The organism is Streptosporangium sp. NPDC002544, from assembly GCF_040295965.1.
GTDB lineage: Bacteria > Actinomycetota > Actinomycetes > Streptosporangiales > Streptosporangiaceae > Streptosporangium.
This window is the reverse complement of record NZ_JBEOWJ010000006.1, coordinates 339,879-363,327: the sequence shown is the minus strand read 5'-3', so window position 1 is coordinate 363,327 and position 23,449 is coordinate 339,879. Positions and strand designations below refer to the sequence as shown.

The 23,449-nt window shown below is 67.7% G+C and carries 26 protein-coding genes and 1 pseudogene; 14 read left to right on the top strand and 13 right to left on the bottom strand.

What is annotated here, in order from left to right; genetic code table 11:
- Positions 1–109: 109 nt before the first annotated feature.
- A complete protein-coding gene (locus ABT061_RS12080; protein WP_350915547.1) occupies positions 110–1,528 on the bottom strand; it encodes a hypothetical protein in 1,419 nt (472 codons plus the stop codon).
- Positions 1,529–1,751: 223 nt separating this feature from the next.
- On the opposite strand from ABT061_RS12080, the gene ABT061_RS12075 reads away from it, so the two are divergent.
- The 10 genes and pseudogenes from ABT061_RS12075 (at position 1,752) to ABT061_RS12030 (ending at position 11,773) form a co-directional block, all read left to right on the top strand.
- Entirely contained in the window at positions 1,752–3,065 is a 1,314-nt protein-coding gene (locus ABT061_RS12075) for an ABC transporter substrate-binding protein (RefSeq protein ID WP_350915545.1), read from the top strand.
- A gap of 41 nt (positions 3,066–3,106) precedes the next feature.
- Entirely contained in the window at positions 3,107–4,054 is a 948-nt protein-coding gene (locus ABT061_RS12070) for a carbohydrate ABC transporter permease (protein ID WP_350915543.1), read from the top strand.
- Positions 4,051–4,944, top strand: a complete 894-nt coding sequence (locus ABT061_RS12065) for a carbohydrate ABC transporter permease (protein ID WP_350915541.1) — start codon at positions 4,051–4,053, stop codon at positions 4,942–4,944. Before ABT061_RS12070 ends, ABT061_RS12065 begins: the two co-directional genes overlap by 4 nt.
- Positions 4,941–6,434, top strand: coding sequence for a DUF4127 family protein (locus tag ABT061_RS12060; protein ID WP_350915539.1), 1,494 nt, complete (start codon positions 4,941–4,943; stop codon positions 6,432–6,434). Before ABT061_RS12065 ends, ABT061_RS12060 begins: the two co-directional genes overlap by 4 nt.
- Positions 6,431–7,486, top strand: coding sequence for a LacI family DNA-binding transcriptional regulator (locus tag ABT061_RS12055; protein ID WP_350915537.1), 1,056 nt, complete (start codon positions 6,431–6,433; stop codon positions 7,484–7,486). The genes ABT061_RS12060 and ABT061_RS12055 overlap by 4 nt, the downstream gene beginning before the upstream one ends.
- The gene (locus tag ABT061_RS12050; protein ID WP_350915535.1) at positions 7,487–9,097 is read left to right on the top strand and encodes an FAD-dependent oxidoreductase; all 1,611 of its coding nucleotides are present in this window, start codon (positions 7,487–7,489) and stop codon (positions 9,095–9,097) included.
- A 14-nt stretch (positions 9,098–9,111) separates the two neighbouring features.
- A complete protein-coding gene (locus ABT061_RS12045) occupies positions 9,112–9,777 on the top strand; it encodes a hypothetical protein (RefSeq protein ID WP_350915533.1) in 666 nt (221 codons plus the stop codon).
- Between the two features lie 65 nt (positions 9,778–9,842).
- Positions 9,843–10,052, top strand: a pseudogene (locus tag ABT061_RS12040) (transposase); the annotation flags it as partial.
- A 250-nt stretch (positions 10,053–10,302) separates the two neighbouring features.
- The gene (locus ABT061_RS12035) at positions 10,303–11,184 is read left to right on the top strand and encodes a transposase (RefSeq protein WP_350915531.1); all 882 of its coding nucleotides are present in this window, start codon (positions 10,303–10,305) and stop codon (positions 11,182–11,184) included.
- A gap of 172 nt (positions 11,185–11,356) precedes the next feature.
- A complete protein-coding gene (locus ABT061_RS12030) occupies positions 11,357–11,773 on the top strand; it encodes a cellulose binding domain-containing protein (protein WP_350915529.1) in 417 nt (138 codons plus the stop codon).
- 267 nt (positions 11,774–12,040) lie between these two features.
- On the opposite strand, the gene ABT061_RS12025 is transcribed toward ABT061_RS12030, so the two are convergent.
- The 3 genes from ABT061_RS12025 to ABT061_RS12015 all read right to left on the bottom strand — a co-directional run bounded on the left by ABT061_RS12025 (position 12,041) and on the right by ABT061_RS12015 (position 13,733).
- Positions 12,041–12,790, bottom strand: coding sequence for a hypothetical protein (locus ABT061_RS12025; protein ID WP_350915528.1), 750 nt, complete (start codon positions 12,788–12,790; stop codon positions 12,041–12,043).
- Between the two features lie 139 nt (positions 12,791–12,929).
- Positions 12,930–13,316 (bottom strand): DUF5710 domain-containing protein, encoded by a 387-nt coding sequence (locus tag ABT061_RS12020; RefSeq protein ID WP_350915526.1) that lies wholly within the window; start codon positions 13,314–13,316, stop codon positions 12,930–12,932.
- A 267-nt stretch (positions 13,317–13,583) separates the two neighbouring features.
- Entirely contained in the window at positions 13,584–13,733 is a 150-nt protein-coding gene (locus ABT061_RS12015) for a hypothetical protein (RefSeq protein ID WP_350915524.1), read from the bottom strand.
- Positions 13,734–13,845: 112 nt separating this feature from the next.
- On the opposite strand from ABT061_RS12015, the gene ABT061_RS12010 reads away from it, so the two are divergent.
- Positions 13,846–14,307, top strand: a complete 462-nt coding sequence (locus ABT061_RS12010) for a hypothetical protein (protein WP_350915522.1) — start codon at positions 13,846–13,848, stop codon at positions 14,305–14,307.
- Positions 14,304–14,660 carry a hypothetical protein gene (locus tag ABT061_RS12005; protein ID WP_350915520.1) on the top strand — a complete coding sequence of 119 codons (357 nt, stop codon included), beginning with the start codon at positions 14,304–14,306 and terminating at the stop codon, positions 14,658–14,660. Before ABT061_RS12010 ends, ABT061_RS12005 begins: the two co-directional genes overlap by 4 nt.
- 275 nt (positions 14,661–14,935) lie before the next feature.
- On the opposite strand, the gene ABT061_RS12000 is transcribed toward ABT061_RS12005, so the two are convergent.
- The 3 genes from ABT061_RS12000 to ABT061_RS11990 form a co-directional block, all read right to left on the bottom strand.
- The gene (locus ABT061_RS12000; protein WP_350915518.1) at positions 14,936–15,136 is read right to left on the bottom strand and encodes a DUF397 domain-containing protein; all 201 of its coding nucleotides are present in this window, start codon (positions 15,134–15,136) and stop codon (positions 14,936–14,938) included.
- Positions 15,137–15,199: 63 nt separating this feature from the next.
- The gene (locus ABT061_RS11995; protein WP_350915516.1) at positions 15,200–15,397 is read right to left on the bottom strand and encodes a DUF397 domain-containing protein; all 198 of its coding nucleotides are present in this window, start codon (positions 15,395–15,397) and stop codon (positions 15,200–15,202) included.
- Positions 15,388–16,215 carry a helix-turn-helix domain-containing protein gene (locus tag ABT061_RS11990; RefSeq protein WP_350915514.1) on the bottom strand — a complete coding sequence of 276 codons (828 nt, stop codon included), beginning with the start codon at positions 16,213–16,215 and terminating at the stop codon, positions 15,388–15,390. Before ABT061_RS11990 ends, ABT061_RS11995 begins: the two co-directional genes overlap by 10 nt.
- Before the next feature lie 500 nt (positions 16,216–16,715).
- On the opposite strand from ABT061_RS11990, the gene ABT061_RS11985 reads away from it, so the two are divergent.
- A complete protein-coding gene (locus ABT061_RS11985) occupies positions 16,716–17,192 on the top strand; it encodes a hypothetical protein (RefSeq protein ID WP_350915512.1) in 477 nt (158 codons plus the stop codon).
- 10 nt (positions 17,193–17,202) lie between these two features.
- On the opposite strand, the gene ABT061_RS11980 is transcribed toward ABT061_RS11985, so the two are convergent.
- Together ABT061_RS11980 and ABT061_RS11975 are read right to left on the bottom strand one after the other, a co-directional pair.
- A complete protein-coding gene (locus ABT061_RS11980; RefSeq protein ID WP_350915510.1) occupies positions 17,203–19,194 on the bottom strand; it encodes a hypothetical protein in 1,992 nt (663 codons plus the stop codon).
- A gap of 28 nt (positions 19,195–19,222) precedes the next feature.
- Entirely contained in the window at positions 19,223–19,531 is a 309-nt protein-coding gene (locus ABT061_RS11975; RefSeq protein WP_350915508.1) for a hypothetical protein, read from the bottom strand.
- Between the two features lie 211 nt (positions 19,532–19,742).
- Here ABT061_RS11975 and ABT061_RS11970 point away from each other — a divergent pair, with 211 nt between their 5' ends.
- Positions 19,743–20,054 (top strand): hypothetical protein, encoded by a 312-nt coding sequence (locus tag ABT061_RS11970; protein ID WP_350915506.1) that lies wholly within the window; start codon positions 19,743–19,745, stop codon positions 20,052–20,054.
- A 192-nt stretch (positions 20,055–20,246) separates the two neighbouring features.
- On the opposite strand, the gene ybiA is transcribed toward ABT061_RS11970, so the two are convergent.
- The 4 genes from ybiA to ABT061_RS11950 form a co-directional block, all read right to left on the bottom strand.
- The gene (gene ybiA / locus ABT061_RS11965; RefSeq protein WP_350915504.1) at positions 20,247–20,819 is read right to left on the bottom strand and encodes a riboflavin biosynthesis intermediates N-glycosidase; all 573 of its coding nucleotides are present in this window, start codon (positions 20,817–20,819) and stop codon (positions 20,247–20,249) included.
- Between the two features lie 22 nt (positions 20,820–20,841).
- Positions 20,842–21,660 (bottom strand): hypothetical protein, encoded by an 819-nt coding sequence (locus ABT061_RS11960; protein ID WP_350915502.1) that lies wholly within the window; start codon positions 21,658–21,660, stop codon positions 20,842–20,844.
- Positions 21,661–21,795: 135 nt separating this feature from the next.
- Positions 21,796–22,767 carry a hypothetical protein gene (locus tag ABT061_RS11955; RefSeq protein WP_350915500.1) on the bottom strand — a complete coding sequence of 324 codons (972 nt, stop codon included), beginning with the start codon at positions 22,765–22,767 and terminating at the stop codon, positions 21,796–21,798.
- On the bottom strand, positions 22,764–23,312 hold the full coding sequence (locus ABT061_RS11950; RefSeq protein WP_350915498.1) for an RNA polymerase sigma factor: 549 nt from the start codon (positions 23,310–23,312) through the stop codon (positions 22,764–22,766). The genes ABT061_RS11955 and ABT061_RS11950 overlap by 4 nt, the downstream gene beginning before the upstream one ends.
- Between the last annotated feature and the right edge of the window lie 137 nt (positions 23,313–23,449).

Sequence of the window (23,449 nt, the reverse complement as noted above, 5' to 3'; positions counted from 1 at the left end):
GGGGCCCCCCGCCCCCCCCGCCGTGCCCTGTGGGGGGGGGGGGGGGGGGGGGGGGCCGGGGGGGGGGGCGCGGGCCGGCGGCCGGGGGGGGGGGGGGGCCGGCGATCGCTCAGGGGCCTTCGGGGTAGACGAGGTGGACCCGGATGTTGGTCCAGTTCTGCGGGCAGTTCGCCGCCTGGCAGGTGCTGGGGGCGTGCACTCCGGTGAACTCCGGGCTTAGCTGCCAGGTCTTGCCGTAGTCGTAGGAGACCTCGAAGTAGGTGGACTCGTCGAGTTTGGCCGGGTCGAACGTGGTCCGGGCGTACATGCCGAACACCGGCGCGATCGCCTCCCAGCCGGGGGAGAACGAGGTCTTGCCGTCGATGATGTACCGCTCGTCGGTCAGCCGCTTCGGGTCGGCGCCGACCGGGCCGACGATGAGCCACTGGGGTCGGCCCATGAACGAGTTCTGGCCGAGGTCGTTGCTGAGGAACTTCACGTGGTTCGCCGGGACGATCTGGAAGCCGCCGCGGACGTTCTCGTCCCAGCTGAAGCCGACGTACGGCGAGGTCGAGAAGGTCATCGCGCCGGGGTGGTTGGTGTCCATCTGGCCGATGTGGGCGAACTCCGTGCCGCCGAAGCGCCCGGTGCCCTGGACCCGCTGGACGACGTCGGCGACCCGGCGCTTCTCACCCCGGGCGTAGCCGACGTAGATCCCGCCGTTCTTCTTGTGCGTCTTCCCCGCGACCGTGTCGCCCGCGGCCCAGTTCTCGAACTCGAGGTAGGTCGGCGAGGTGTTGCGCACCAGGGGCTGGTAGGCGGTGAAGCGCAGCTTGCGCGGGGGCGCCGCGTCCGGGTTGGCGCGGAAGTGCTCGGCGATGGGGAGCCAGGCCTGCTTCGCCTCGTCGAAGTAGGACAGCGGTGCGCCGGTGGGCAGCGAGCTCTTCCCACCGAAGATCCCCGAGCCGCCCGGGATGTCGGTGTAGATGGTGTCGGCCAGCCAGTTGCCCCAGTCGGCGCCGATGTACCGGTCGGGACGGATGTTGAGCAGGCTGGTGGTCCAGTCGCGCTCGCCGGTGGCCGGGTCGAAGTTCTCGTAGCGCAGCGGGTCGTAGCTCTCCTCCGGCCAGACCTTGGAGCGCAGCACGTAGACCGACGTGGCGAGCAGGTGTCCCGCGGTGCCGTCGACGGCGCGCGAGTACTTCGACGCCCAGAAACCGTCGTTGGCCTTGACGGTGGCGGTCGCCGGCCGCTGCACGTGTCCGAGCACCGTCCGTGTGCCGTCCAGCGCGACGTGCTCGATGGCGCCGCCGGTGGAGTTGTCGATCTCGACGTGGAACTGCGCGACGAAGCGCGGATTGTTCTCCGGCTTGGCGTGTGGGGGGATCGGCGTTCCCACCATGTTGCTGATGCCCACGGGGGCGCCGCCGGGGTGGGGCGGGTTGTGCCCGAGAGACGACGCGCCGGCCGTGGTGGCGGGGGCGAGCAGTGCCACCGCCGTGAGGCTCACCCACCACAGCCGGGCGCTACGGCGTCGGCGGTTTGTCATGGTGTGGGGAGTCGCGTGCGTTTTGTCCGAGCGAACTGCTCGGCGAGCGGGAACCACGGGATGGTCCCTCCTCTTCTGGTGTTGCGCATTATCGCGGCTGTAAGTTCGGCCAGTGTTTCGACCTGATCGTCCGGCTGTCAAGATCTGGTCTTGACTGATAATGCGCATCACCACCAAGATGATGCGCATTATCGAGCTGGATGCAGCCCCTGAGGAGGTACAGATGATCACAAAGCTGCGTGGCGCATCGCGCCTGGCGGCCGGTCTCATCGCGGTTATGGTTCTGAGCGGATGCGGCGGCGGCACCGCCGCCGGCAGCGGTGGCTCCGGCGATGACGCGAGCACTCTGCGGGTCTGGTTCCCCGGCAATCTCGCCGAGGAGGTCTCCTGGGTGAACGAGAAACTGGTCCCCGCGTTCGAGGCGGAGCACAAGGTCGACGTCCAGGTCGAGTTCGTCGACTGGGCCAACCTGGCCACGCGGCTGTCGACCGCCTTCGCCGGCGGTACCGCGCCTGACGTCTTCGGGCACGGCAACGCCGCGGCGGCCGGATACGCCGCCAATAGCCGAGTGATCGCGCTGGACGACTACCTCGCCAAGATGCCCGCCGCGGACGTGGCGGACCTGACGTTCCTCGACCAGGGCAAGGTGGGCGGCAAGCAGATCATCATGCCGCTGCGCGGCTTCGGCCACCTGCTCGCCTACCGCACCGACCTGTTCCAGGAGGCGGGCCTCGACCCGGCCTCCCCGCCCGCGACGTGGCAGGACCTGCGCTCAGCGGCGGACCGGCTCGTCGTCCGCGACGGCGACTCCATCACCCGCTCCGGCGTGATCTTCCCCGCCGACGACCCGACGAGCATGTCGCAGGCGTTCGGCAGCTTCCTGTTCCAGGCCGGCGGGACCTTCGTCGACGAGAGCGGCACGAAGATCACCTGGAACTCCGAGGCGGGCAAGCGCGCGCTCGGGTTCCTCGCCGACTTCTACAACGGCCCGAAGGCGGTGGCCACCGGCCTGGGCGAGGCGACGAGCGGGGCGGGGGCACAGCACCCGCTGGTCACCGGACGTGCGGCCATGGCCGTGATCGACGAGGCGACGCTCAAGAGCATCCACGAGCAGTCTCCCGACATCGCCGCGAAGATCAAGCTGGCCCCGCCGCTGAAGGACACCACCGCGGCGTCGTTCGGCGGAGCCGGCAACGGGCTGTTCATCAGCGCCGACTCCGGCCACAAGGACCAGGCGTGGGAGTTCATCGAGTTCCTGCTCAAGCCGGCGAACGCCAAGGCGTACGTCCAGGCCGTCGGCGGCATCCCGGCGCGCGCCTCCCTGGCCGCCGACCCCGAGCTCTCCGCCCAGCCGTACATCAAGCCCTACATGGACGCCGCCGCCCAGTTCCGCGGGAACCCCAACGTCGAGACGTGGACGCAACAGCGCGAGGTGCTGGCCAAGGAGATCGAGGCCGCGCTGCGCGGCAAGGCGTCCGCCGGTGAGGCGCTCGACCGCGCGGCGTCGAAGGCCGCGGGCCTGGCGAAGCAGAACTGATCGGCCGACTCGAACGGATCTCGAACGGATGAAGCTACATCATGGTGACTGAGACCCGGCCGCCGGGAACGTCCCCCAGGCCCGATCCCGTGGCGGTACGCCGGCCGAGGCGGAGCCCGCTCCACTCGGCCCAGCGCAGAGCGGGCTGGATCCTGGTCCTGCCCGCCGCCTTCGCGCTGTCGCTGGTCACGATCATCCCGATCGGGTACGGCTTCTACCTGAGCCTGACCTCGTACAACCCCGTCGAACGCGGCGGGCCCAGGTTCCACGGCCTGGACGGCTACCTCGCCGTGCTCCAGTCCGGCGAGTTCTGGCACGCCATCTGGATCACCGTCCAGTACTCCTTCGGCACGCTGATCCTGGCCGTGCCGGCGGCCCTCGCCCTGGCGCTCCTGGTCAACGGCCGGTTTCCGGGTGTGGCTCTGTTCCGTGCGGTGCTCTACCTGCCGCGGGTGGTGCCGCTGGTGGCGGTGAGCATGATCTGGCTGTGGCTGTACTCCCACGACGGGCTGTTCAACTACCTGCTGGATCTGGTCGGGCTGCCACCGGTGAAGTTCCTCACCGACGAGGACACCGCCCTGGTGTCGCTGATCGGGATGCGGGCCTGGAAGGCGCTCGGAGGCAGCATGATCATTTTCCTGGCGGGGCTCCAGGCGGTCCCGGTCTCGCTGCTGGAGGCCGCGTCCGTGGACGGCTGCGGGCGCTGGCGGACGCTGCGGCACGTGATCCTGCCGCTGCTCGTGCCGATCACGACGTACGTGGTCGTGGTCGACCTCATCTACCTCGCCCAGTCCTTCTCCGAGATCTACGTCCTGACCTCCGGAGGTCCGCTGTCCTCCACGACCGTCCTGAACATGCTGATCTACAACGAGGCCTTCGAGCACTACCGGCTCGGCAATGCGAGCGCCATGGCGTTCCTGCTGTTCTGCCTGATCTTCGGCCTCGCCTACCTCAGCATCCGCACGATGGCGAGAGGAGGCCGGCGGTGAACGTGCGAACGGCCCGGACGGCACGACCGGGTACCGGCGGGACCGGCCGGCGCAGGACGCTCCTCGCCGGGGTGGTCACCCTGCTGGTGGCGATGCCATTCGTCTGGATGGTGTCGCTGGCCTTCAAGCCGAAGACCGAGGTGTTCAGCTACCCGCCGAAGCTGCTGCCCGACCAGCCGACGCTGGACAACTTCGCGTACGTCTGGAACTCCACGAACATCCCCGGGGCGATGGCCAACAGCCTGATCGTGGCGACGCTCACGGTCGCGGGGAACTGCGTCGCGGCGACGGCGGCGGGCTACGCCCTGGCGCGGATCGACTTCCGCGGGTCGCGCCTGCTGTTCACCACGGTGCTGGGCAGCGCCATGGTGCCGTCCATCGTGCAGCTGATCCCGCTGTTCCTCATCGTCAAGGGCTTCCCGCTGGCCGGCGGCAACGACCTGTTCGGCCAGGGCGGCACCGGGCTGCTGGACTCGCACATCGGGCTCGTGCTGCCGATGCTGGTGCAGCCGCTGAACATCTACCTCGCCCGGCAGTACTTCCTCGACATGCCGGGCGAGCTGGCGGAGGCCGGTCGGCTGGACGGCGCCGGAGAACTGCGCATCTTCTGGCAGATCTACATGCCGCTGGCCCGGCCGATCGTCGCCACCATCGCCATCCTCTCCTTCACCGGCGCCTGGGAGGACTTCCTGTGGCCGCTGGTGGCGGTGTCGTCGCCGCAGATGCAGACGCTGCCGCTGGCGCTCAGCTCGTTCGCGGGCAGCGGCGTGACCCAGTACGGCCCGCTGATGGCCGGGACGTTCCTCGCGATCGTGCCCGTCCTGGTGATCTTCGTCGCGGGTCAGCGGCACTTCGTGCAGGGGCTGGGAGCGGGAGGGGTGAAGGGGTGAGTCACAGCAGACCGGTCGTGACGCTGCTCCCGCTCGACGACCGGCCGGTGAACACCGGCCACGTCGCCGGGCTGGCCGGCACCGCCGGAACCCGGCTGCGGCTCCCGCCGGCCGGGCTCCTGCCGGCACGTGGCGTACCCGCGGACATGGACGGCACGGCCCGGTGGCTGGAGGATGCCGCCGGCGACAGCGACGCCGTCGTGGTCAGCGTCAACCAGCTCGCCCATGGCGGATTCGTCGCCTCGCGGCGCACCACCGAGCCGCTGGCCCGGACGCTGGCCCGCCTGGACGTGCTGCGCCGGATCCGGGCGGGCCGGCCGGAACTTCCCGTCCATGCCTTCGTGACACTGATGCGGACCAGGAAGTCCGACGGCGCCGGGGCCGAGCCGGAGTACTGGGACCGGCACGGCCGGCGGTTCTTCGCCCTGTCCGAGGAGCTCTACCGGGCCGAACACGGACGCCCGGACGCGGCGGCGCACGCCAGGGCGGAGATCCCCGAGCCGTTCGTCGCGGACTTCTTCACCCGGCGGATGCGCCTGCACGCCATGCAACTGGCCTGCGTCGAGCTGGTGGCGGAGGGAGTCGTCGACACGCTGTCGATCCTGGTGGAGGACAGCACGGTCGAGAGCGTGTCCACGAGCGAGCGGGAGTGGCTGGAGGCCTGGATCGGCCGCCTCGGCCTGGGCGACCGGATCAGCTGCCTCCCGGGCGCCGACGAGGCCGGCGCCGTGCTGACCACGCGGGCCGCGCTGGAGCACGCCGGCCTGCGCCCGAGGGTGGCCGTCGCCTGCCTCGACCCGGACGCCCTCGGACGGATCGCGGCGTACGAGGACGTGGCCGTCCGCGACACGATCACCGACCAGGTCGCCGCCATCGGCGCGGTCCTGGTCGAGGACGCCGCCCAGGCCGACCTGGTGCTCGCGGTGCACCCTCCGGGCCTACCCCCGCGCGACTGGTGCTCCGGGCCGGACCAGCCAGAGCGGCCGGGCGACGATGCGGTGTGCCTCGCCGGCCGGGCGCGCGACCTGCTGGACGCAGGGCGCCCGGTCGCGGTGGCGGACGTCGCCGACGCGAACGGCGCCGACCCCGCGCTGGTCATGGCGTTGCGCGACGCCGGCTTGCTCCGGCGCCTCGCCGGGTACGCGGCGTGGAACACCGCGGGCAACACGATCGGCAGCGCGCTGGCCCAGGGGTGCAGCCGCCTGCTGGCCGCCGACGACCGGCAACTGGCCGAGCACGCCCGCACCCTCACCCATCGTCTGCTCGACGACTGGGGGTACCAGACCTCCGCGCGGCGCGGGGTTCTCGCCGCCGGGACGGCCGTCCGACCGGACCTGGTGGAGCGGGAACTGGGCGATCTGCTCGCGGATCTCGGCCCGCCGGCCGACAAGTTTCGCATTGTGCCCGGCAGCGTGTGCTTCCCGTGGGATCGTCCGTTCGAGATTTCCTTTGAGTTGGAGCATCTCGAGGAAGGGAACGATCGCCGGTGAAGGATGCACCCCGCCGCAGGCCGCGCCAGTCCGACATCGCCAAGCTGGCCGGTGTCTCGCAGACCACGGTCTCCATAGTGATCAACGGTAGGGAGTCGGACACCATACGGATCCCCCCGGAGACCAGGCAGCACGTCTTCGAAGTGGCCCGATCCCTGGGCTACGTCGTCGATCCGGTGGCGCGCAGCCTGGCCGGCGGGATGAACCGCCTGATCGGTGTCTACACGTTCGAGTCGCTGTTCCCGATGGACCATCACGACTTCTACTACCCGTTCCTGGTGGGGGTCGAGGCCGCGGCTGAGGCGCTCGGCTACGACATGCTGATGTTCACCAGCGCCACCGGCTCGGACGGCAGCAGGTCGATCTACCGCGACGGCGTCAACCGGCTGGGGCTCGCCGACGGGTGCGTGCTGCTCGGCAAGGAGACCAACCGGGACGACATCGTCCGGCTGCGGGACGAGGGGTTCAGGTTCGCGCTGATCGGCCGTCGTGACGTGCCCGGCCCCATCACCTACGTCACCGCGGACTACGCGACCGCGACCGGGGAGGTCGTCGACCACCTGGTGGGCCTCGGGCACGAGCGCATCGCCTACCTGACGGCGGCGGATCCGGGCGAACCGTCCGCCGACCGTGACACCGGGTTCTGGGCCGCCCAGAGCCGGCACGGGCTCGACACCGGCGGGCTCGTGCTGCCGGTCCGCAAGGAGGAGGGGCCGTCGGCCGAGGAGGTACGGCGGCTGCTGGAGGCCGGAGCCACCGCGTTCATCGCCCACGAGTCGGTGGTCGCGCTCCGGCTGCTCGACCTCCTCGGCGGGATGGGCGTCGACGTGCCCGGCGCGTGCTCGGTGGCCGCGCTCAGCGACCCGCCGGACGACGTACCAGGTCCGGAACTCACCTGCTTCCGGATACCGGGGCGGGAGATGGGGATACGCGCGGTCGAGCTGCTGGTCCAGCAGCTCGAGTCGGATGAAGAGGTCGAGCCGCAGGCCGTCGCGCTGTCATGCACCTTCGTCGCTGGACAGACCAGCGGCCCAAATCGAAAGGAATCATGAGTGACCGAGTTCCGCGCAGACGTACTGGTGGTCGGTGGGGGGTTGGGCGGCGTCGCGGCCGCGCTGGCCGCGGCCGGGAACGGCGCGCAGGTGGTGCTCACCGAGGAGACATCCTGGCTGGGCGGGCAGCTCACGACGCAGCTCGTCCCGCCCGACGAACATCCCTGGATCGAGGCCTTCGGAAGCACCGCGAGCTACCGGCGGCTACGCGACGGCATCCGTGAGTACTACCGGCGCGGGTACCCGCTGCGGTCCGCGTCGAGGTCGCTGGCGCACCTGAACCCCGGCGCGGGCCGGGTCGGCCCGCTGTGCCACGAGCCGCGGGTGGCCCTGGCGGTGATCGAGGCCATGCTCGCTCCGTGGCAGGCGGCCGGGCAGATCACCGTGCTGCGCCGGCACGTCCCGGCGACCGCCCAGGTCGACGGCGACCACGTGACGGCGATGGGGTTCCACGACCTGGAGACGGGCGGCGACGTCACCGTCACGGCCAGGTTCGTCCTGGACGCCACGGAGGCCGGGGACGTGCTGCCGATCACCGGCACCGAGTTCGCGACCGGCGCCGAGTCGCAGGCCGACACGGGCGAGCCGCACGCCGCAGCGACCGCGCGGCCGGACAACATGCAGGCGGTGTCGGTGTGCTTCGCGCTCTCGCACCACGCAGGGGAGAACCACACGATCGACAAGCCGGACGACTACGCCGCATGGCGGGCGCTGGCTCCCGAGTGGTGGCACGGCCCCCAGTTCGGCTGGGTCGCCCCGCACCCGCACACGCTGGAACCCCGGCGCTACGTCTTCACCCCGAACCCGGACGACGACCCGACGAGCATCATCGCCGACCAGAGCAAGGACCCGGGGTCGGACGAGCTGTGGACGTTCCGGCGGATCCTGGCCCGCAACCACTTCCGGCCGGGTGCGTTCAACAGCGACATCACCATCGTGAACTGGCCGATGATCGACTACCTGGGCGGGCCGGTCATCGGCGGCACCGCCGAGCAGAACGCGGCCCACACCGCCGCGGCGCGGGCGCAGAGCATGAGCTTCCTCTACTGGCTGCAGGCCGAGGCGCCCCGGCCCGACGGCGGCTCCGGCTGGCCCGGCCTGCGGCTGCGTCCCGACGTCACCGGCACCGCCGACGGCCTGGCGATGCGCCCGTACATCAGGGAGTCGCGGCGGATCCGCGGGCAGTACCGGATCGTGGAGCAGGACCTCGCGGTGGCCGTACGCCCCGAGGGGGCCGTCTCCTACCACGACAGCGTCGGGATCGGCTCGTACCGGATCGACCTGCACCCCTCGACCGGTGGGGACAACTACATCGACGTACCGGCCTGGCCGTTCCAGGTCCCGATGCGCGCGCTGGTTCCCGAGCGCGTGCGGAACGTGATCGCCGCGGGCAAGAACATCAGCACCACGCACATCACCAACGGGTGCTACCGGGTCCACACGGTCGAGTGGACCGTGGGCGAGGCGGCCGGTCACCTGGCGTCGTTCTGCGTGGCTCGAGACACCGAGCCGCACCAGGTCACCGCGACGCCGGGCTTGCTGGCCGAGGTCCAGGAATCGATGGCCGGTCAAGGCATGGAGCTGGGCTGGCCGAATGTCACCTACTACTGAGACGGGGTTCTCGAATGCGTTTGCCCGAATCGCGGCTGGCCGTCCTGGTCAGTCTGCCGCGCAATGAGACCGCTCTCGCGGAAGCGGCGTCGCGTGCGGGAGCCGACGGCCTGAAGGTGCACACGAACGTGCGGCACCGGGCCTCGGGGACGGCCTTCGGGCCGCTGGACACCGAGCGTGAGCGGCTGCGCGGCATTCTCGCGCTCGGCGTCCCAACGGGCCTCGTCGTCGGCGCGGCCGGATCAGTGTCGATCGCGGAGATGGTCGCGGCGCGGGAGATGGGGTTCGACTACTTCGACGTCTACGCCGCCGACGCGCCCGCGGGCTACGTCGAGGCGTGCGGGCCGGTGACGCCCATGGTGGCCCTGGGGCCGGGCGACGGCCCATCCCAGGCGCGGGCCCTGGCACGGCGGGGGAGCCGGGCGCTCGAACTCTCCACGCTCGAACCCGAGAGGTACGGCACGCCGCTGACGCTGGCGACCCTGGCGAGGCTGGAGGCGGTGGCGTCGGCGGTCGACATCCCCGTCATCGTGCCGAGCCAGCACGCGCTGCTCCCGGACGACCTCGCGCTCCTCCGGGAGGCGGGCGCGGCCGCGGTGCTGCTGGGGGCCGTGGTGACGGGCGCCGACACGGCGGAGTTCGGTGCGCGGATCGCGCCGTACGTCGCCGCCGCCCTCTAGTAGTGCTTTGTTAGATCAGCCTGTTGTGGCTGGTCGGGTTGGTCGTGTGGTGGTTCGATGCGGGCGTGACCCCCGAACAGCTCGCTCATATCCTTCGGCGGTTGGAGACGTTCGCCGCTGAGGTGTTCACCCCCTTGGCCCGCTCGGATCAGCGGGCCAAGGGGATCACCTACTTGCGGGGACTGCTCTTGGACGGTCGCCGTAAGTCGATGCAGCCGATGGCCGAGCGCCTAGGGGTGGATCACCAGGGGTTGCAGCAGTTCGTCACCTCAGCGGCGGATTCGGTGGTCTGGATGATCGTTGGATGGGTGGGTGGCGAGGGGTTTCCGATGGATTGATGCGAGAGTGGCTTCCCGATGATCACGTGGTGTGGGTGCTGCTCGAGGTAGCCGAGCAGTTGGACGTCACGGCGTTGGAGGCTCGGTATGCGCAGGCCGGGCCCGGTCGCCGCGCTTATGATCCTCGGATGCCGCTGTCGCTGCTGATCTACGCGTACTCGGCTGGGAGCAGGCCGATCTTTCACCGGTGCCGGGTGGCGGCAGGCACGGGCCACGTGGCATCACGACCAAGGATGAGCGTCCGGTTGCACGGCGCAACGTCACCGATCCCGACAGCCGTCTGATGCACGACCGCAACGGCGGCGCCATTCAGGGCTATAACGCCCAGCTTGCGGTGAGCGATGACGGACTGATTCTTAGCCCCGAGGTGGTTCAGGACGCCAACGACCGGCGGCAACTGCGACCGATGAGTCAAGTGGCGGTCACTGCGGCACTTCTGGTTCACCAGGAACGATGTCGTCGTCAATGCCCGGAAATGGGCGGATGCTGCATCGCGGTCTCAGCAGTGCGTGGCAGCCGCGATCACCCTCGAGGTTGCGGGGGTATGGACTGTCCTTGCCTGGCTGACTGGATCGGCACCCTGCTGTTCGATGCCGGCTACTGGACCCGGGGTAACCTCGCCGCTCCGGGCGCTGATCGGCTCATCGCCCCCGGCAAGAGTGGAGCTTTGCCTCAGCCTGGCCAGCACTATGATTCGCTACCCGAGGACGCCGACCCGGCCACCGTCATGGTCCACCGCCTGGCGACCGAAGAAGGCGCAGCTCTCTACAAACGCCGGGGCGCCACTGTCGAGCCCGTCAACGGTCACCTCAAGGACCGCACCGCTCTGCGGCGCTTCGCTCGCCGGGGCCTGGCCGCCTGCCAAGCCGAACTCACCTTCGCCGCCATGGTGCTCAACCGCCCGTGGACGTGGCGTACGAGCATCCAGAACCCGCACGCGGGGCGCCACGACGGAGGGTGGGCCGCTGTTGAAGGTGCGGTGCCGCGCATGGTGAGAAGCGCGGCGAGGGCGGGTGGAAGGTTCGAGGCCATGCTCATCGGGACCCGGCGGGTGCCAGGCGGAAGGTGATGGCCGGTGTCGAGGAGTGGGGTGCGGGTGATCCCACGCGATCAGGTGGCTCCAGAGTCAAGTGTCAGTAAAGAAGTCAAGAGTTGATATGGCCAGGTCAGCGCACTCCTTGACCGAAAGCATAAGGATTTAGTAGAAAATCCTAGTAAACCTGGATTGGAGGAGATCGGACATGCGAAGTCGACTGGCCGGCGCCCTGGGCGTGGTGGTTCTGGCGCCGGTGATCGTTGCGATCCTCGGGGTCGAGGCGGCCGGGGCCTCCACGTGTACGGCGACGTACCAGGAGGTCAACTCCTGGTCCTACCAGGAGAACGGGTCCTGGGTGACCGACAACATGGTCGAGATATCGATCAAGAACACCAGCACCTCGATCATCGACGAGTGGCAGCTGAACTGGACGTGGCCGGGCAAACAGAAGGTCGCAGTCTCTCTGGCCGGCCGGATGGACCAGTCGGGGGCCGACGTCACCGTCCACAGCAACGGGTCGTGGAATCCCATGAAGCCGAACGCCGCGGTCCAGCTGGCCTTCATCCAGCGGGGGGCTTCCGCCGCCCCCGCCCCGACCGTGACCTGCACTCCCGTCCAGTAGCACCGGGGACCCGATGCCTTGACCCTCCTCACCCGACCTCCATCCGCAGAGACGGACGGCATCACCCGTCGGGCCGCTCGCTCGCGTCGCCAAGCAGGAGGGCGGCATCCGCGTCTGGGTGCGCATGTGGGTCGAGATCGTCGCTGCCCACACCCCCTTCCCGGGCGTGAACCCGCGTACGCACAGGTCGACGGCAACCGCTGAACCTCGCCCGCCGGGTGGAACCACCCTGGCCATGGCTCGTCCCCCGAGACGAGCCGGCAGGGGTCAGGCGACCTTCGAGGCGGGAGCCTTCCAGGTGTTGCAGGCGCCCGGCTTCTTCGACGCGTAGCCCTGCTCGAACCAGTGGAGACGGTTGGCGGGCTTGCCGTACCAGTTGAACCTGGCGTACTCCTTCGGCGTCTCGGCGGTGAGGAGGGGCTTCCAGTTCTTCGCCGAGCGTCCCAGGCTCCTCATGGAGATCCCGCCCAGGCAGTCGGCCTGCAGGTAGTAGCGGTGCATCTGCTCGTCGCCGTCGTCCTGGTTCTCCCCGCCGGCCGGCAGTGCCCACCACGCCGCGCCGATGCCGGTCTGCCCCTGGATGAACACGGCGTAGGCCCGGGTGACCTCGACGAGGATGGCCTGATCGGACTTGGCTTTGATCCAGTCGGAACCCAGCTGTATCTGGATGGAGCGGTGGCAGTGGGCGGCGAAGGAGCCGGACACCTGCAGACCGGTGAGGCAGAGACCGTCCTCGACCTTGGCCTCGATGCTCACTCCGGCCGGGACGAAGTCCTTGATGGTCTTGCGCCAGGCGGAGTTCAGGCAGCCGACGACCTTGTTGAGGTACTTCGTGGTGGAGGCCTTGGTGGTGCCCTTGGTCGCCTTACAGGAGACCGAGGGGAGGCTGCCCTGCTTGTAGAGCGGGTTGTGGGTCAGCTCGGGGGCTCCGACGATGGGACCGGCGGATGCGGTGGCCGTACCGGTGAACAACAGGGCGAACACCCCGGCAGTGGCCGCCAATGTGCGAATCATCATGAAGCATGATCGTAGGGGCGGACAGCGCCTGAGAAGCGCCTAATTGTCTGACCTCCAGTAGATTCGCCTGAGGGTGAGTGAGGGAGCATCGGGGGCCTGAATAACTACACCAGCGAGCTGCTCAAGTGCTCCGGCACTGTCAGTTCCGGGTCGGAGGAAGCCAACACTGAACCAGGTGCCGTGGGACGGTGGCATCGACATGCCACAGCTTCCTCGCCCCGTGCCACTGGGGGCGTATCCCGGCGGCCTGTAGCGCGTGTTTGAATTCATCCTTCTTGTCGAAGGGGACCTGTATGTAAAGGCGTCCGTCCAGCACATCACCCGCTCTAATGTCGGGAGCCGAATTCGGCTCCGGCGACGTCTGCTTCCAGGTACGGGCAGGACGTTCCATCTGTGCGCGGTCGACGATGTGACGGACTTGTCTGCAGGAGGACGGGTCGGTGATCCGCATCATCAGGTCGGTGGCGCCGGTGTTGGCGAGGAGATTGAGCGAGCCGTGCAACGGTACGGTGTCGTCGACGATCATGACCTTCTCATGCATGCGCTCGCGTACCGCTACCAGGCAGCCGGCGGCCTCAAGGTCTCGGACGAGAGCGCGCCTGCGTGGATCGTCGGCCTGGTCCCGGGTGTGGGGAGATCGGCGTGCCGGTACAGATCAGAAACCTACCCTTGTGGAGCAGGGGCGGAAGCGTGTCGGCGTTACTCCGGTGGTGGATGGAAGAGATCTGTCGTGTCCTCGCTCTGCCTCCAAGAAACATGTTCGGGACCACCGTGGCGAACATCGCGACACCACTCATTCGAGATCGTCGGTGTACGGTTCCTCGCTGGGCTGGTCGGAGGGAGAAACCGCATCGTCGGGTATGAAGGCGCTGGGCGTGTCGAACCGACGTACCAGGTCGTCGGCCGCATCTTGCCTGCCGTGCTTGACGAGACAGTCGGCCACCTGCCGGGTCCCAGGGTGTCCTCGACCAGGAGGCGGAGCCCGGTGGACTTGCTGATCTGCTTGGAGGAACTGCGGCGTTTACTTCGGAACGTGTTCCGAAGTATGGTTGGGTATGGCTATGCCGACCGTGCCGTTCTCCGAGCTGTCGAAGCACTCCAAACGGGTCGCGGAGATCATCGACCGCTTCCATCGCGTGCGCGTCACACGCCGCGACGGAGAGGATCTGTTCATCTCAATAGCCCGGCATGACCACCAGCGAGAAGAGACCGCGGACGTCGCGGCCCGGATGATCGCCGCGCTGCTGGCCAACGATGAAGGCACCCGTGCCGTCCTGCACGCGCTGCCCCAGGTCTTCCCATGGGTCCGGCATCTCTCCGTGGCGGAGACGCAGGAGTTCGTCCGGGAACTCGTGGACGCCACCCGGGACTCGGTTGATCTAGACGTCCACTCCACGCTGCACCGGGTCATCGTCGAGTGGCGCGCCACCGCCCGCATCCTGGCCGATCCCGAACTGACCGCGCGGCTTACCCGCGCGCTGCCGGATGAGGATCACGGTGAGGTGGCCGCTCCGTGAGCCCCAAACGCGGTGACGCCGTGGCCCCACCACCGATCGGCGACGAGTGGCACCTACGGTTCGCCACTGGCGAGGCGGCCAAGGGATGGATCGATCTGTGCGCGGAGGCGGCTGGTAACACCCGGCGCTGCTTCGAGGCGTTGCGCGGTGATCCGCTGTCGCAGCGGGACCCGGACCGTCAGCACCGTCTGCGTGGCCGCCTCACCACCGGGACGCTGGGAGGCCGCGAGTACCCGCAGTGGGAGTACGAGGTCACCGCAGGTGGCCGGGTGCGCTACCTCGTCGACGAGCCCCGAAGAACCGTCCATCTCATCTACGCCTCATCCCGCCACCCCAAGGACACCGACACCTGACCCCATCCGCCGGGCGCCTATCGCCTCGATCCGGGCTGAGGATCCTCACCGGCGTGGTCGGCCCGGCTGCGTGGCCTCGGGGTAAGGGCGGATCCCAGCGCGTCGGCCACAAGCCGTACGCAAGGCTCAGATCGGGTGCCGCAGGAAGCCGACTCCTCCGGGGACGGCCTGTTCCCGCCGGACGGGGCTCTCTTCTGATCGGCCGATATCGGTGAAGAGGGCGGTTCTGTCCTGGTCTCGGTCCGGACCGGCCTTCCGGTCTGGACCGAGACCGGTCAACGGTCGAACTCGCCGGTTTTGATACCGCTGAGGAACGCTCCCCACTCGGCGGGGGTGAAGAGCAGTTTGGGGCCGTCTGGGTTCTTGCTGTCGCGGATCGCGACGACTCCGGGCAGGTTGGCAGCGACCTCGACACACTGGCCGCCGTTTCCGCCGGAGCGTGATGATTTTCGCCATACGGCGGCGCTCAGGTCCATTCCCGCTTCACTTCCTCGATCATCTTGAGAGATGTGTGCTGATGATCCCCGACCGAGACAGGATCAGCGGAAGTATCCAGTCTTGATGCCGTGGATGAAGGTGTCCCATTCGGCGGGGGTGAGGAGCAGTTTGGGGCCGTTGGGGTCCTTGCTGTCGCGGATCGCGACGACTCCGGGCAGGTTGGCGGCCACCTCGACACACTGGCCGCCGTTGTCCGAGGAACGTGATGATTTTCGCCAGATGGCAGCGCTCAGGTCCATTCCCGCTTCACTTCCTCGATTTTTTTGAGGGATATGTGCTCAGGATAAGCCCATAGCCGTATTGCCTCATAGCGCTTCCAAATGGAAGCCACAAGATCTTGATTGGTCGTGATGTGTCCCTGAGCGGGTGAGTCTGAATGGACAGCGTCTGGTTCCCCGTTCGGAAGCTCGGCGATCATGAAGGCTCCTGCCAGGCCCGCCACGCACTCCGAATCGACGACCTGGATGGAGATGGCGGACCGCTGTGCGGCCTTCAGCAGATGACCAAATTGCTCCCGCATCAACTCGGGGTTACCGATCCGACGACGCAGTACACCCTCATCGATAAGGGCGAGGAGCGTGGGTGCATCTTCCTGATCAAGGATCCGTTGCCGCTGCATGCGGGCTTCGACACGTTGCTCCAACTCCTCGGACGTGATTTGTGGTCCTCGGCTGAAGAGATACCTGGCATATGCCTCCGTCTGAAGCAGGCCGGGTACCAGGAGAGGATCCCAGGAGCGGATGACGGTGGCTCTGGGTTCGATCTCCTCGGCCCAGTTCCAGAACCAGGCCGGGCCGCCGGGCTGGGCGACGATGTGCTCACGTATCCCGGTGAAGGAGATGCCGTTGGCGGTCCCGTAGAGCAGATCCAGTCTTTCGGCGTCGGATTTGGACGGTGTCCGGCTCGCGCTCTCCAGGCGGCTGATCTGGGTCTGGGTGCAGCCGAGGCGTCTGGCCACGGCGGTCTGCGAGAGCTGTGCGGCCTCTCGCAGGCGGCGCATCTCGGCACCGAACCGCACGCGGGGGGATCCAGGGTCGAGAGATGGCGCACTGTCCATCGTATTTCCTCTCGAATTGGAAAAAAACGGACTTAATATCCAGCCGGTGATATCGAATCCAGTCCGGGTAGACCAACGGCTGTCATCATCCGCTCTAGCCTGGACTGCCGATCCGGTAGCAGGCTAACTACCGGTAAGGCAGTCTAGGCACAGAAATCCTCTTCGTGAAAGCACAAGAAAGAAATTGGTTAATCGCTTTCTTGATCAGAGAAAGGTTGGGCCGTACATGAATAAGGCGGCGCTATTTCAGGCCCCGGCCACGAACATTGGAAATCGCCCGAAAAGGAGGACCGCGACGGCAGGCGACCTTTCGGTTGGCCAGATCGCAGCTTTGGTCGGCGAGAACATCCCTCCGCCGGGGCCGGCGCCGGTGGCCGGAACCTGCGGATCGCCTCGAAGTCACCCTTTTCTGCCGGACGGGCATGTGAAGGGTGTGGCGAAGGCGGGCCGGGTGAGTGAAGATTGGTACGTCTCGACGTCAACCGCCTCGGAGGTACCGTATGCGCGTCGCCTGGTTGTTGACCGTCAGCCTGGCGCTGGTGATGCTTACCTCGGGATGCACTTCCGAGCCTTCCCTGGGAGAGGCGGTGGCGGAGCTACAAAAGGACACCCAACGCCTGGAGGGCAATAGTATCTTTAAGAATCCGCTCAAGAAACTGCGTATTGTGCAGCGCCCGGACAAGGACATCCGCTGTGGCAAGGATAAGTTCAAACGATCGCTGCGAGCCACGGCCGATTATGAGCGCGTCGATGAACCATTGGATGTTCACCTGGATCGAGCCCAAACGCTGATGGAGAACACCCTTGCCCAGGTTCTTGGCTATGAGTTGGAGTTCGACTTCAGTCAAATGGAGACGGAGGAAGGGCGGTTCATCTATGGCGTAAAAAAGGATCCTGATATAGCGGTGACCGTATATGTGGCCCCCGAGGCTCCCACCTGGCGACTGCATGCGGTGACCGCCTGTCTGTCCAGGTAAGGAAGTCGGCTCAGTCCCAGATGCTTATCTCCTCCTTGGATCGCTCGCTGGCCTGGTAGGTTGAGGCGTCCTCGGCCTTGTCGTCGAGTTTTCTGTTGCTGTCCATCCAGCGTTCATAAGGTTCCAGCTTCTCCTGTAACACCTGCTCCCATTTCTTGTCATCACTGGCTTCTTGTTTTGCCTCTGCCGTGAGTTCGTCGTAGGACTTGAGGTTTCCGGTGTTTTTGTTGATGAGTTCGGTAGGTGGGGTACTGGCTGGATAATCGGCATTATGAAGGAGGCTGGCCATGTTGTATTTCAGACGCAGGACGAAGTCTGCCCGAGCTCCGGTGGCTTGCTCTACTCGTGTCTCGATTCTGTCAGTCACGCCATCGAGGGCAGCGCCGGCGCCATATGCTTTGGCTAGTTCCCATCCCGCTGTGACGATCTCTCCCGCAATGGGAATCCCGTCGATTCCGAAGGAGACGGTGTTCTTGACGATGTCACGGATCAGGTCGTCAGTGGCGTCCATCTCGCCACGTACCTCTAGCGTTGCCTTGAACTGCACGCCGGCCAGATCGCCGAACATCTTCGCTGTGTCCTCAAAATATCGGGTCGCGCCTTGCGCATCCAGACGAGCTGCTGCCGTCAGTGTGTCATGACGGAACTGTGCTGCGGTCGCGTCGAAGTCGTCGGTAACCCCCTTGTCGCCAACAAAGGTCTTCAGGAAGCGATACGTGTCGCCCGGACTGAGGTAGAACGCGGGGGTCACAGGAGGAAGGTGAACCCAGTTCTCCGGGACCCCTATTCCGGAATCGCGGTAGACGGCCTTGTCGAATCGGGCTCCCGACGCCAGTTCGTGGATGTACGACTTCGCGATCACGCCCATGGAATCACTGGCGACCGTCGGCAGGTCGGCGCCGAAGGAGCCCGTGACCTTTATCGCGTCCAGGGCGAAGGCGGCGGCTTCAGGGCTGTGCTGTCCGGGTTTCTCGGTCGTGGCCTCGGAACCCGCCTCCAGCACCCGGCCAAAGGCGTCGGCCACCTGGTCCCCGGTGCCCGCCTCCTTGGCGTAGTCGAGGAACAGCTTCATCTTGTCGGTTCGGCTCAGCGTGACCTCGGCCCCGCCCATCTTGGCGAACGCGTCCCGTACGGCCGCGCCGTCCTCGGCGAGCACCTCCAGTCCCATGGCGACCAGGTCGGAAGGCAGGCCGTGTGCCTTCGTCTCGGCAGGCCCACCGGCACGCCAGTCCTGGCGGGGCTTCTTCGCGAAGTCGTCCAGGGCCAGCGCGCGGGCAGCGGCGCTGCGTACGTCCGAGGGGGCATTGGCGCCCTTGAGCAGCGCGAGCCGGTTCCACGCGGCGGCCTTGTTGTCGGCTGGCTTCACCAGGTCGGCTCTGACCTGGGCGAAGGCCGGGATGAGGGCAGGGGCGTTCAGGGCCGCGCCGAGAGCCTTGCTGAAGGCGGCCAGGTCCTGCTTGGCGGTCTTGCTGCCGGTGTTCGCGATGAGATTGGGCAGGCTGTCGCGGACCTTGGGGGACAGCAGGGCGAAGAAGGCGGCGGCGGCCTGGGGGTTCTCCGCGAGTTTGGCGACCTTGTCGATGTGCTCGTGGATGAGCTTGGCCTGCGACTCGCCGTGGAAGCTCACCAGGATGTCCTCGCCGTACATCCTGGCCAGGCCTTGGGCGATATCAAAGTCCTTCAGCTCGTCGGGGAGCCGGATGAGCCCTTGTCCGCCCGCCGACATCGAGGCCGCGCCCCCCGCCCCGCCCAGCTCCGGGGCGCCGTTACCCAGGGTTTTGATCAGGTCGATCCGGTCGTGGAGCATGGAGACCTGCCTCCCACCCCAGTCGGCGATGTCGGTGATCTCCCGGAGTGCGGGGGCCTCGACCCCGTTCTGGCGGAGCTTTCCCTCGAACTCCCTGCTGAACGCGGTCAGCCGGTCGGCGGAGCCGCGCAGGGAGGTGGCGAGCTGACCCAGCTGTTCGGGGTCGATTCCGCAGAACTCGGCGGTCGGTGCCATGGAACGTTCCCCCTCATCGTTATGACGGTCACGTGCGTCCGGCCATCTCCCGGCGCATGGCGTCCGCCTCTGCCTCGGTCACCAGCGGGGGAGAGCGGCGCAACTCCTCCTCGATCGCGTCCACCACGTTCTGGGCGAGCCGTCCGAGTCGTTGACGCCGGTCTTCCAGCTCGGCGGTCCAGGTGGTGGCCGTCGGCCCCGTCCACACCCGCCTCGACCGCATCGCCGAGGAGGCGTGCTGGTATGCCTGCCGCACCTCATGAGCCCTGTATTCGGCTTCGACGAGCAATTGCCTCAGCCGTTCGTGCCGGGGACTGGGCACCATCCGCTCGGCCACGCCACCCCCGTCCTTTTCATGACCCCGTGATGAAGGAAAAAAGTCGCATACCAGAGTAGGTATTGATCGTCTAAATCGGCAAGTCCGGTACCCGGTCGGCATCGCGCTTCCGCCGGTGGAGCCATGACCACCCGAACGGGCGAAATCGATATTTCGGTCATTCCCTCTCAGTCTGGAGCGACTACTCCCCCCAACACCATCGGAGTAAGGGATGACGCTGTTCGAAAAGCACATCGACGCGATAGAAATCGCTGTCAAGACCGCGTACTGGATGTGTTTCGTCGCCGGTTTCGCGCTGCTCTTAGCCGGTCACATGACCGTGCTCATGGCCATTGCGATCGGCATCATGTGGCTGTCCCGCGTCACCCTGCATCACATCCAGGCGACCCGGACGCGCTGGGACGACGCGACCGCCGAAGAACTGGAACTACGGCGTGAGCAGCAGCACGCGCACCGTGAACGAGAGCTGCGCCTCCAGATCCGGCGGCTACAGCGGCCGGAGGGCCGTAGCGGCGGCCCGTGAGTCATGCCGCTCGTCTTCCGGTGAGCGCCTGTGGAATGTCGTGATCTGCCCCTGCGGTGACCGGCATGGGCGGTGACACGGTGCTCGAACGTCCCGACGAGGCCCGGATCCGGCGCGAGCCGGAGGAGCCGGGTGAGGCGGCCGGATTTTACCGAACCACCAGCGACAGCGCCGCGAGTGTCAGGCACTGTTTCACGGCGTGCTCTCCAGGGCGTCGCGGGTGTCCATCAGGGCGAAGCCGAGCAGGTTCTGGCCTCGCCAGGTGGTGGCGGAGGTGGCGCGTTCGTCGTCGGCGGCCAGGCCGATGCCCCAGATCCGGTCGACGGGGCTGGCCTCGACCAGCACGCGGGCCCGGGTGCCGAGCAGGAAGTCCTTCAGTTCGGGATGCTCGCCGAACTTGGCGATGTTGCCGCGTACCACGATCCCGTAGCGGTGCTCGTTCCAGATCGCCTCGTCGAAGCCGCGGACCTCGCGGCCGAGTTTCTTCGCCTCACCGGGGTGCTCGGCGGCGAGGACCTGCATGGCGGTCTCGTCGTCGCCGAACAGCCACGCCTTGTGCGCCATCATGTAGTGCTCGGCGGACCGGAAGAGGTGCCCTTCCGAGGTGAAGCCGATCTCCCACCACTGGCTGAGGCATCCGGCGCCGACCTCGCCGCCGCGCGCCGGCCGGTGGCCCCAGAAGAACAGGTAACGCAATCGCTCACCGCCTCGTTCGGCGGCGATGGCCTCGGCGACCGAGCGGGGAAGTCTGTTGAGATCGGACATCGGTACACCGTGTCATGGTCGATCATTGTCCGGCCAGTCCGTTTTCCGCACCTGAGTGATTTTCAGAGGAGTTGGCGGATGGTGACTGGCCGGGCGCGACCGACAGGAGCCTTCGGACGGCGTCGGCGATCACGGTGTCGACGGCGAACCGCTCCTCCAGCCAGGCCAGGGTGACACCGGCGGCTTGCCTGTTGTGCTCGTATCCGGGAACCATCTCGGCCAGCGGCAACACGTCCGGCGAGTACGCCTGCTCCACGCGCCGGCTCGGTTCGAACGGGTCGCGGCGGTGGTGCGCCCGAGCGGAGGTGAGGTGCAGCAGGGCGATCACCCGATCGACGGCGAACGACTGGATGAAGCGGGCCGCGGCCAGCCGCTCGCCGCGCAGCTCGCGGTGCAGGCCGACGTAGAGGTTGGTCAGGGCCTCGTTCAGGTGGAACTCGACCGTGTCGTACCACGGGCCGGCGGGTGGCGTTCCGTAACCCGCCAGGTCGGTGGGTGCGTCGTCGCGCTGCCAGACGACCCGCGCGCCGCGGAAGGGGAGCAGGGCCAGCTCATCGAGCGTGAAGATCGCGTACTCGACGAAGATCCCGTCGGCGAACAGCGCCTTGCGCCCGTTGCGGTCGTTGCTGAAGCTGTACGCCACCGGGCAGGGCGCCTGCAACCAGTCGATGGACTCCAGGTAGCGGGGCTTGGCGGCGTCCTCGACGACGACGAAGAAGTCCAGGTCGGAGTGTTCGTCGAGCCGGTCGTGCTCGGCGCCGGCAGAGCCGAGGCCGAGCAGTGCGAGAGCGTCTTCGCGCGTGGCCAGGTGGGCGGCGAGGTCGTCCAGCCGTCGCAGCATGGGGTGCATCCACGTCGTCCCTTCGTGAGAGTCGACGTTTCAGCCCGTACGGCCCCTGTGGCCGCCGAGGTCGCGACACCTGCTCCTGTGAGCGTCGGCGAGGCGGCACATGGATGTCAAGTGACGGCGCACGACTCAGGAGGCGGGCGGTGGTGCGCTTCCGTTGTGGAACGGATTCTCGGGCAGACGCTCTGGCGTGACGAGCAGCCGGATCACGCCGGCCTTCACCTGCCACGCGTGCCAGACGACCCAGCCGCGCCCGACCCGGTCCGCGGGTAGCGGCTCGAAGGACAGGCCGCCGGTCTCCTCGTCCGTCCGAATGAGGCTGAACACCGCGCTCAGCTCGCGCTTGCGCGCCTCGGCCAGCATGTCGTGCACGGAGCGGCCGTCTCTCAGCCGGACCCCGGCGAACATCTCACCCGGATCCAGGGCCGCGTCGAAATTCGCATACTCCTCTCCCGGCTTCGCCTGGCGCCCCAGCCTGACATTCACTCCGCCGGCGAAACCGGCGGGGATCCGCATCACCATGACGCAGTGGCTGCTCCGTCCCGGATGGCATCCCCTGGGCGCCGTCTCCACCGAGAGGGCGACACCCCCGAATCGGGGGCCGGAGGGGTCTGGTGTGCCCTGCGGGTCGGGGGCGAGAGAGTCCTTGCCGGTGATGACCATCCCCAGGGTCTTTCCCACCGCGCCTGGCGAGACGGGCACCGGGCGCAGATCGACGTTCAGGCCGACCGCGTGGAACGCCTCGGTGTACCTGCCGTAGTCGGCGAACGGATCCTTGATGCGGGCGACGTACTGGTCACCTTCCCGGTGGATCTCCACCGCGGAGTTGGCGTAGGAGGTAGCCGCGCCACCTCCGTCCTCCAGCAGGCTCGGCCCCACGACGATGCCTGTCGCGAGCACGACCGCGGCGGCCAGGATCGGTACGAGACGGCGGGGGCCGCGCGGAAGGAGACCGGGTCGACGGGCACGTCCCGGCTCCCGGGCCGTGATCGAGGTCAGCAGCGCCCGTGCCCCCGCACCGGACGCGTGGCCGTCCGGCTGCCCGGGTTCGATCCGGGACAGCGGCCTCAGCAGCTCACTGATCTCATCGGCGTTCCTCACAGCGACCTCCCCGCCGGAACCATCCGGCTTTCCGTGGTGGACCGGACACCGGCTTCGTCGAGCGCGCGGGAGAAACGCCTGCGGGCACGGTGCAGCCTGATGCGTACGGCGTTGCGTGACAGACCCAGCATCGTGGCGATCTCCTCGCGTCCCAGCCCCTCCCAGGCGACCAGCGAGAGGAGCTCACGGTCGTCATCGGACAGGCTCCCGAACACCTGGGCGATCACGCTCAGTTCGACGCCGCTGTCGGGTGAACTCCCGTAGAGGTCGGCCATCTCGGTGTCGAGCTCGACGCTGCGCTGCCGGCGCCGGGCCGCGCTCCTGCGATGGCCGGCCAGCACCTTGCGCGCCACGCCGTACAGCCAGAGCCTGGCCTCCGGTCCCGGTGGCAGCTCGCTCATCCGGCGCCAGGCGATGGTGAAGGTCTCCGCCACGACGTCGGCCGCGTCCTGCGGCGAGTCACAGCGGCGTACGGCGTAGGCCGTGATCTGGTGGTATGTCTCCCGGTAGACGGCCTCGAACCTGGCCAGCCAGTCGTCATCCATGGGCGCTTCCCAAGGCAGGTCTCCTTCGCGGGTACGAAAAGTGGACACTCCCTACATGGCGCGGGTGCCCCCATCATTTCGCGCGGATTCCGGAAATCTTCGGCGTGTCTTCCTGCCGTGGCTCACCGTCGCCGACG

Coding starts and splice junctions, on each gene's coding strand:
- ABT061_RS11960 (WP_350915502.1), bottom strand. CDS start 21,660: ATGCTGCGACGGCTGGACGACCTCGCCGCCCACCTGGCCACGCGCGAA.
- ABT061_RS12045 (WP_350915533.1), top strand. CDS start 9,112: ATGCGTTTGCCCGAATCGCGGCTGGCCGTCCTGGTCAGTCTGCCGCGC.
- ABT061_RS12070 (WP_350915543.1), top strand. CDS start 3,107: ATGGTGACTGAGACCCGGCCGCCGGGAACGTCCCCCAGGCCCGATCCC.
- ABT061_RS12030 (WP_350915529.1), top strand. CDS start 11,357: ATGCGAAGTCGACTGGCCGGCGCCCTGGGCGTGGTGGTTCTGGCGCCG.
- ABT061_RS12000 (WP_350915518.1), bottom strand. CDS start 15,136: ATGGACCTGAGCGCCGCCGTATGGCGAAAATCATCACGCTCCGGCGGA.
- ABT061_RS12080 (WP_350915547.1), bottom strand. CDS start 1,528: ATGACAAACCGCCGACGCCGTAGCGCCCGGCTGTGGTGGGTGAGCCTC.
- ABT061_RS11980 (WP_350915510.1), bottom strand. CDS start 19,194: ATGGCACCGACCGCCGAGTTCTGCGGAATCGACCCCGAACAGCTGGGT.
- ABT061_RS11995 (WP_350915516.1), bottom strand. CDS start 15,397: ATGGACCTGAGCGCTGCCATCTGGCGAAAATCATCACGTTCCTCGGAC.
- ABT061_RS11970 (WP_350915506.1), top strand. CDS start 19,743: ATGACGCTGTTCGAAAAGCACATCGACGCGATAGAAATCGCTGTCAAG.
- ABT061_RS11990 (WP_350915514.1), bottom strand. CDS start 16,215: ATGGACAGTGCGCCATCTCTCGACCCTGGATCCCCCCGCGTGCGGTTC.
- ABT061_RS11950 (WP_350915498.1), bottom strand. CDS start 23,312: ATGGATGACGACTGGCTGGCCAGGTTCGAGGCCGTCTACCGGGAGACA.
- ABT061_RS12025 (WP_350915528.1), bottom strand. CDS start 12,790: ATGATGATTCGCACATTGGCGGCCACTGCCGGGGTGTTCGCCCTGTTG.
- ABT061_RS12020 (WP_350915526.1), bottom strand. CDS start 13,316: ATGATCGTCGACGACACCGTACCGTTGCACGGCTCGCTCAATCTCCTC.
- ABT061_RS11985 (WP_350915512.1), top strand. CDS start 16,716: ATGCGCGTCGCCTGGTTGTTGACCGTCAGCCTGGCGCTGGTGATGCTT.
- ABT061_RS12075 (WP_350915545.1), top strand. CDS start 1,752: ATGATCACAAAGCTGCGTGGCGCATCGCGCCTGGCGGCCGGTCTCATC.
- ABT061_RS12010 (WP_350915522.1), top strand. CDS start 13,846: ATGGCTATGCCGACCGTGCCGTTCTCCGAGCTGTCGAAGCACTCCAAA.
- ybiA (WP_350915504.1), bottom strand. CDS start 20,819: ATGTCCGATCTCAACAGACTTCCCCGCTCGGTCGCCGAGGCCATCGCC.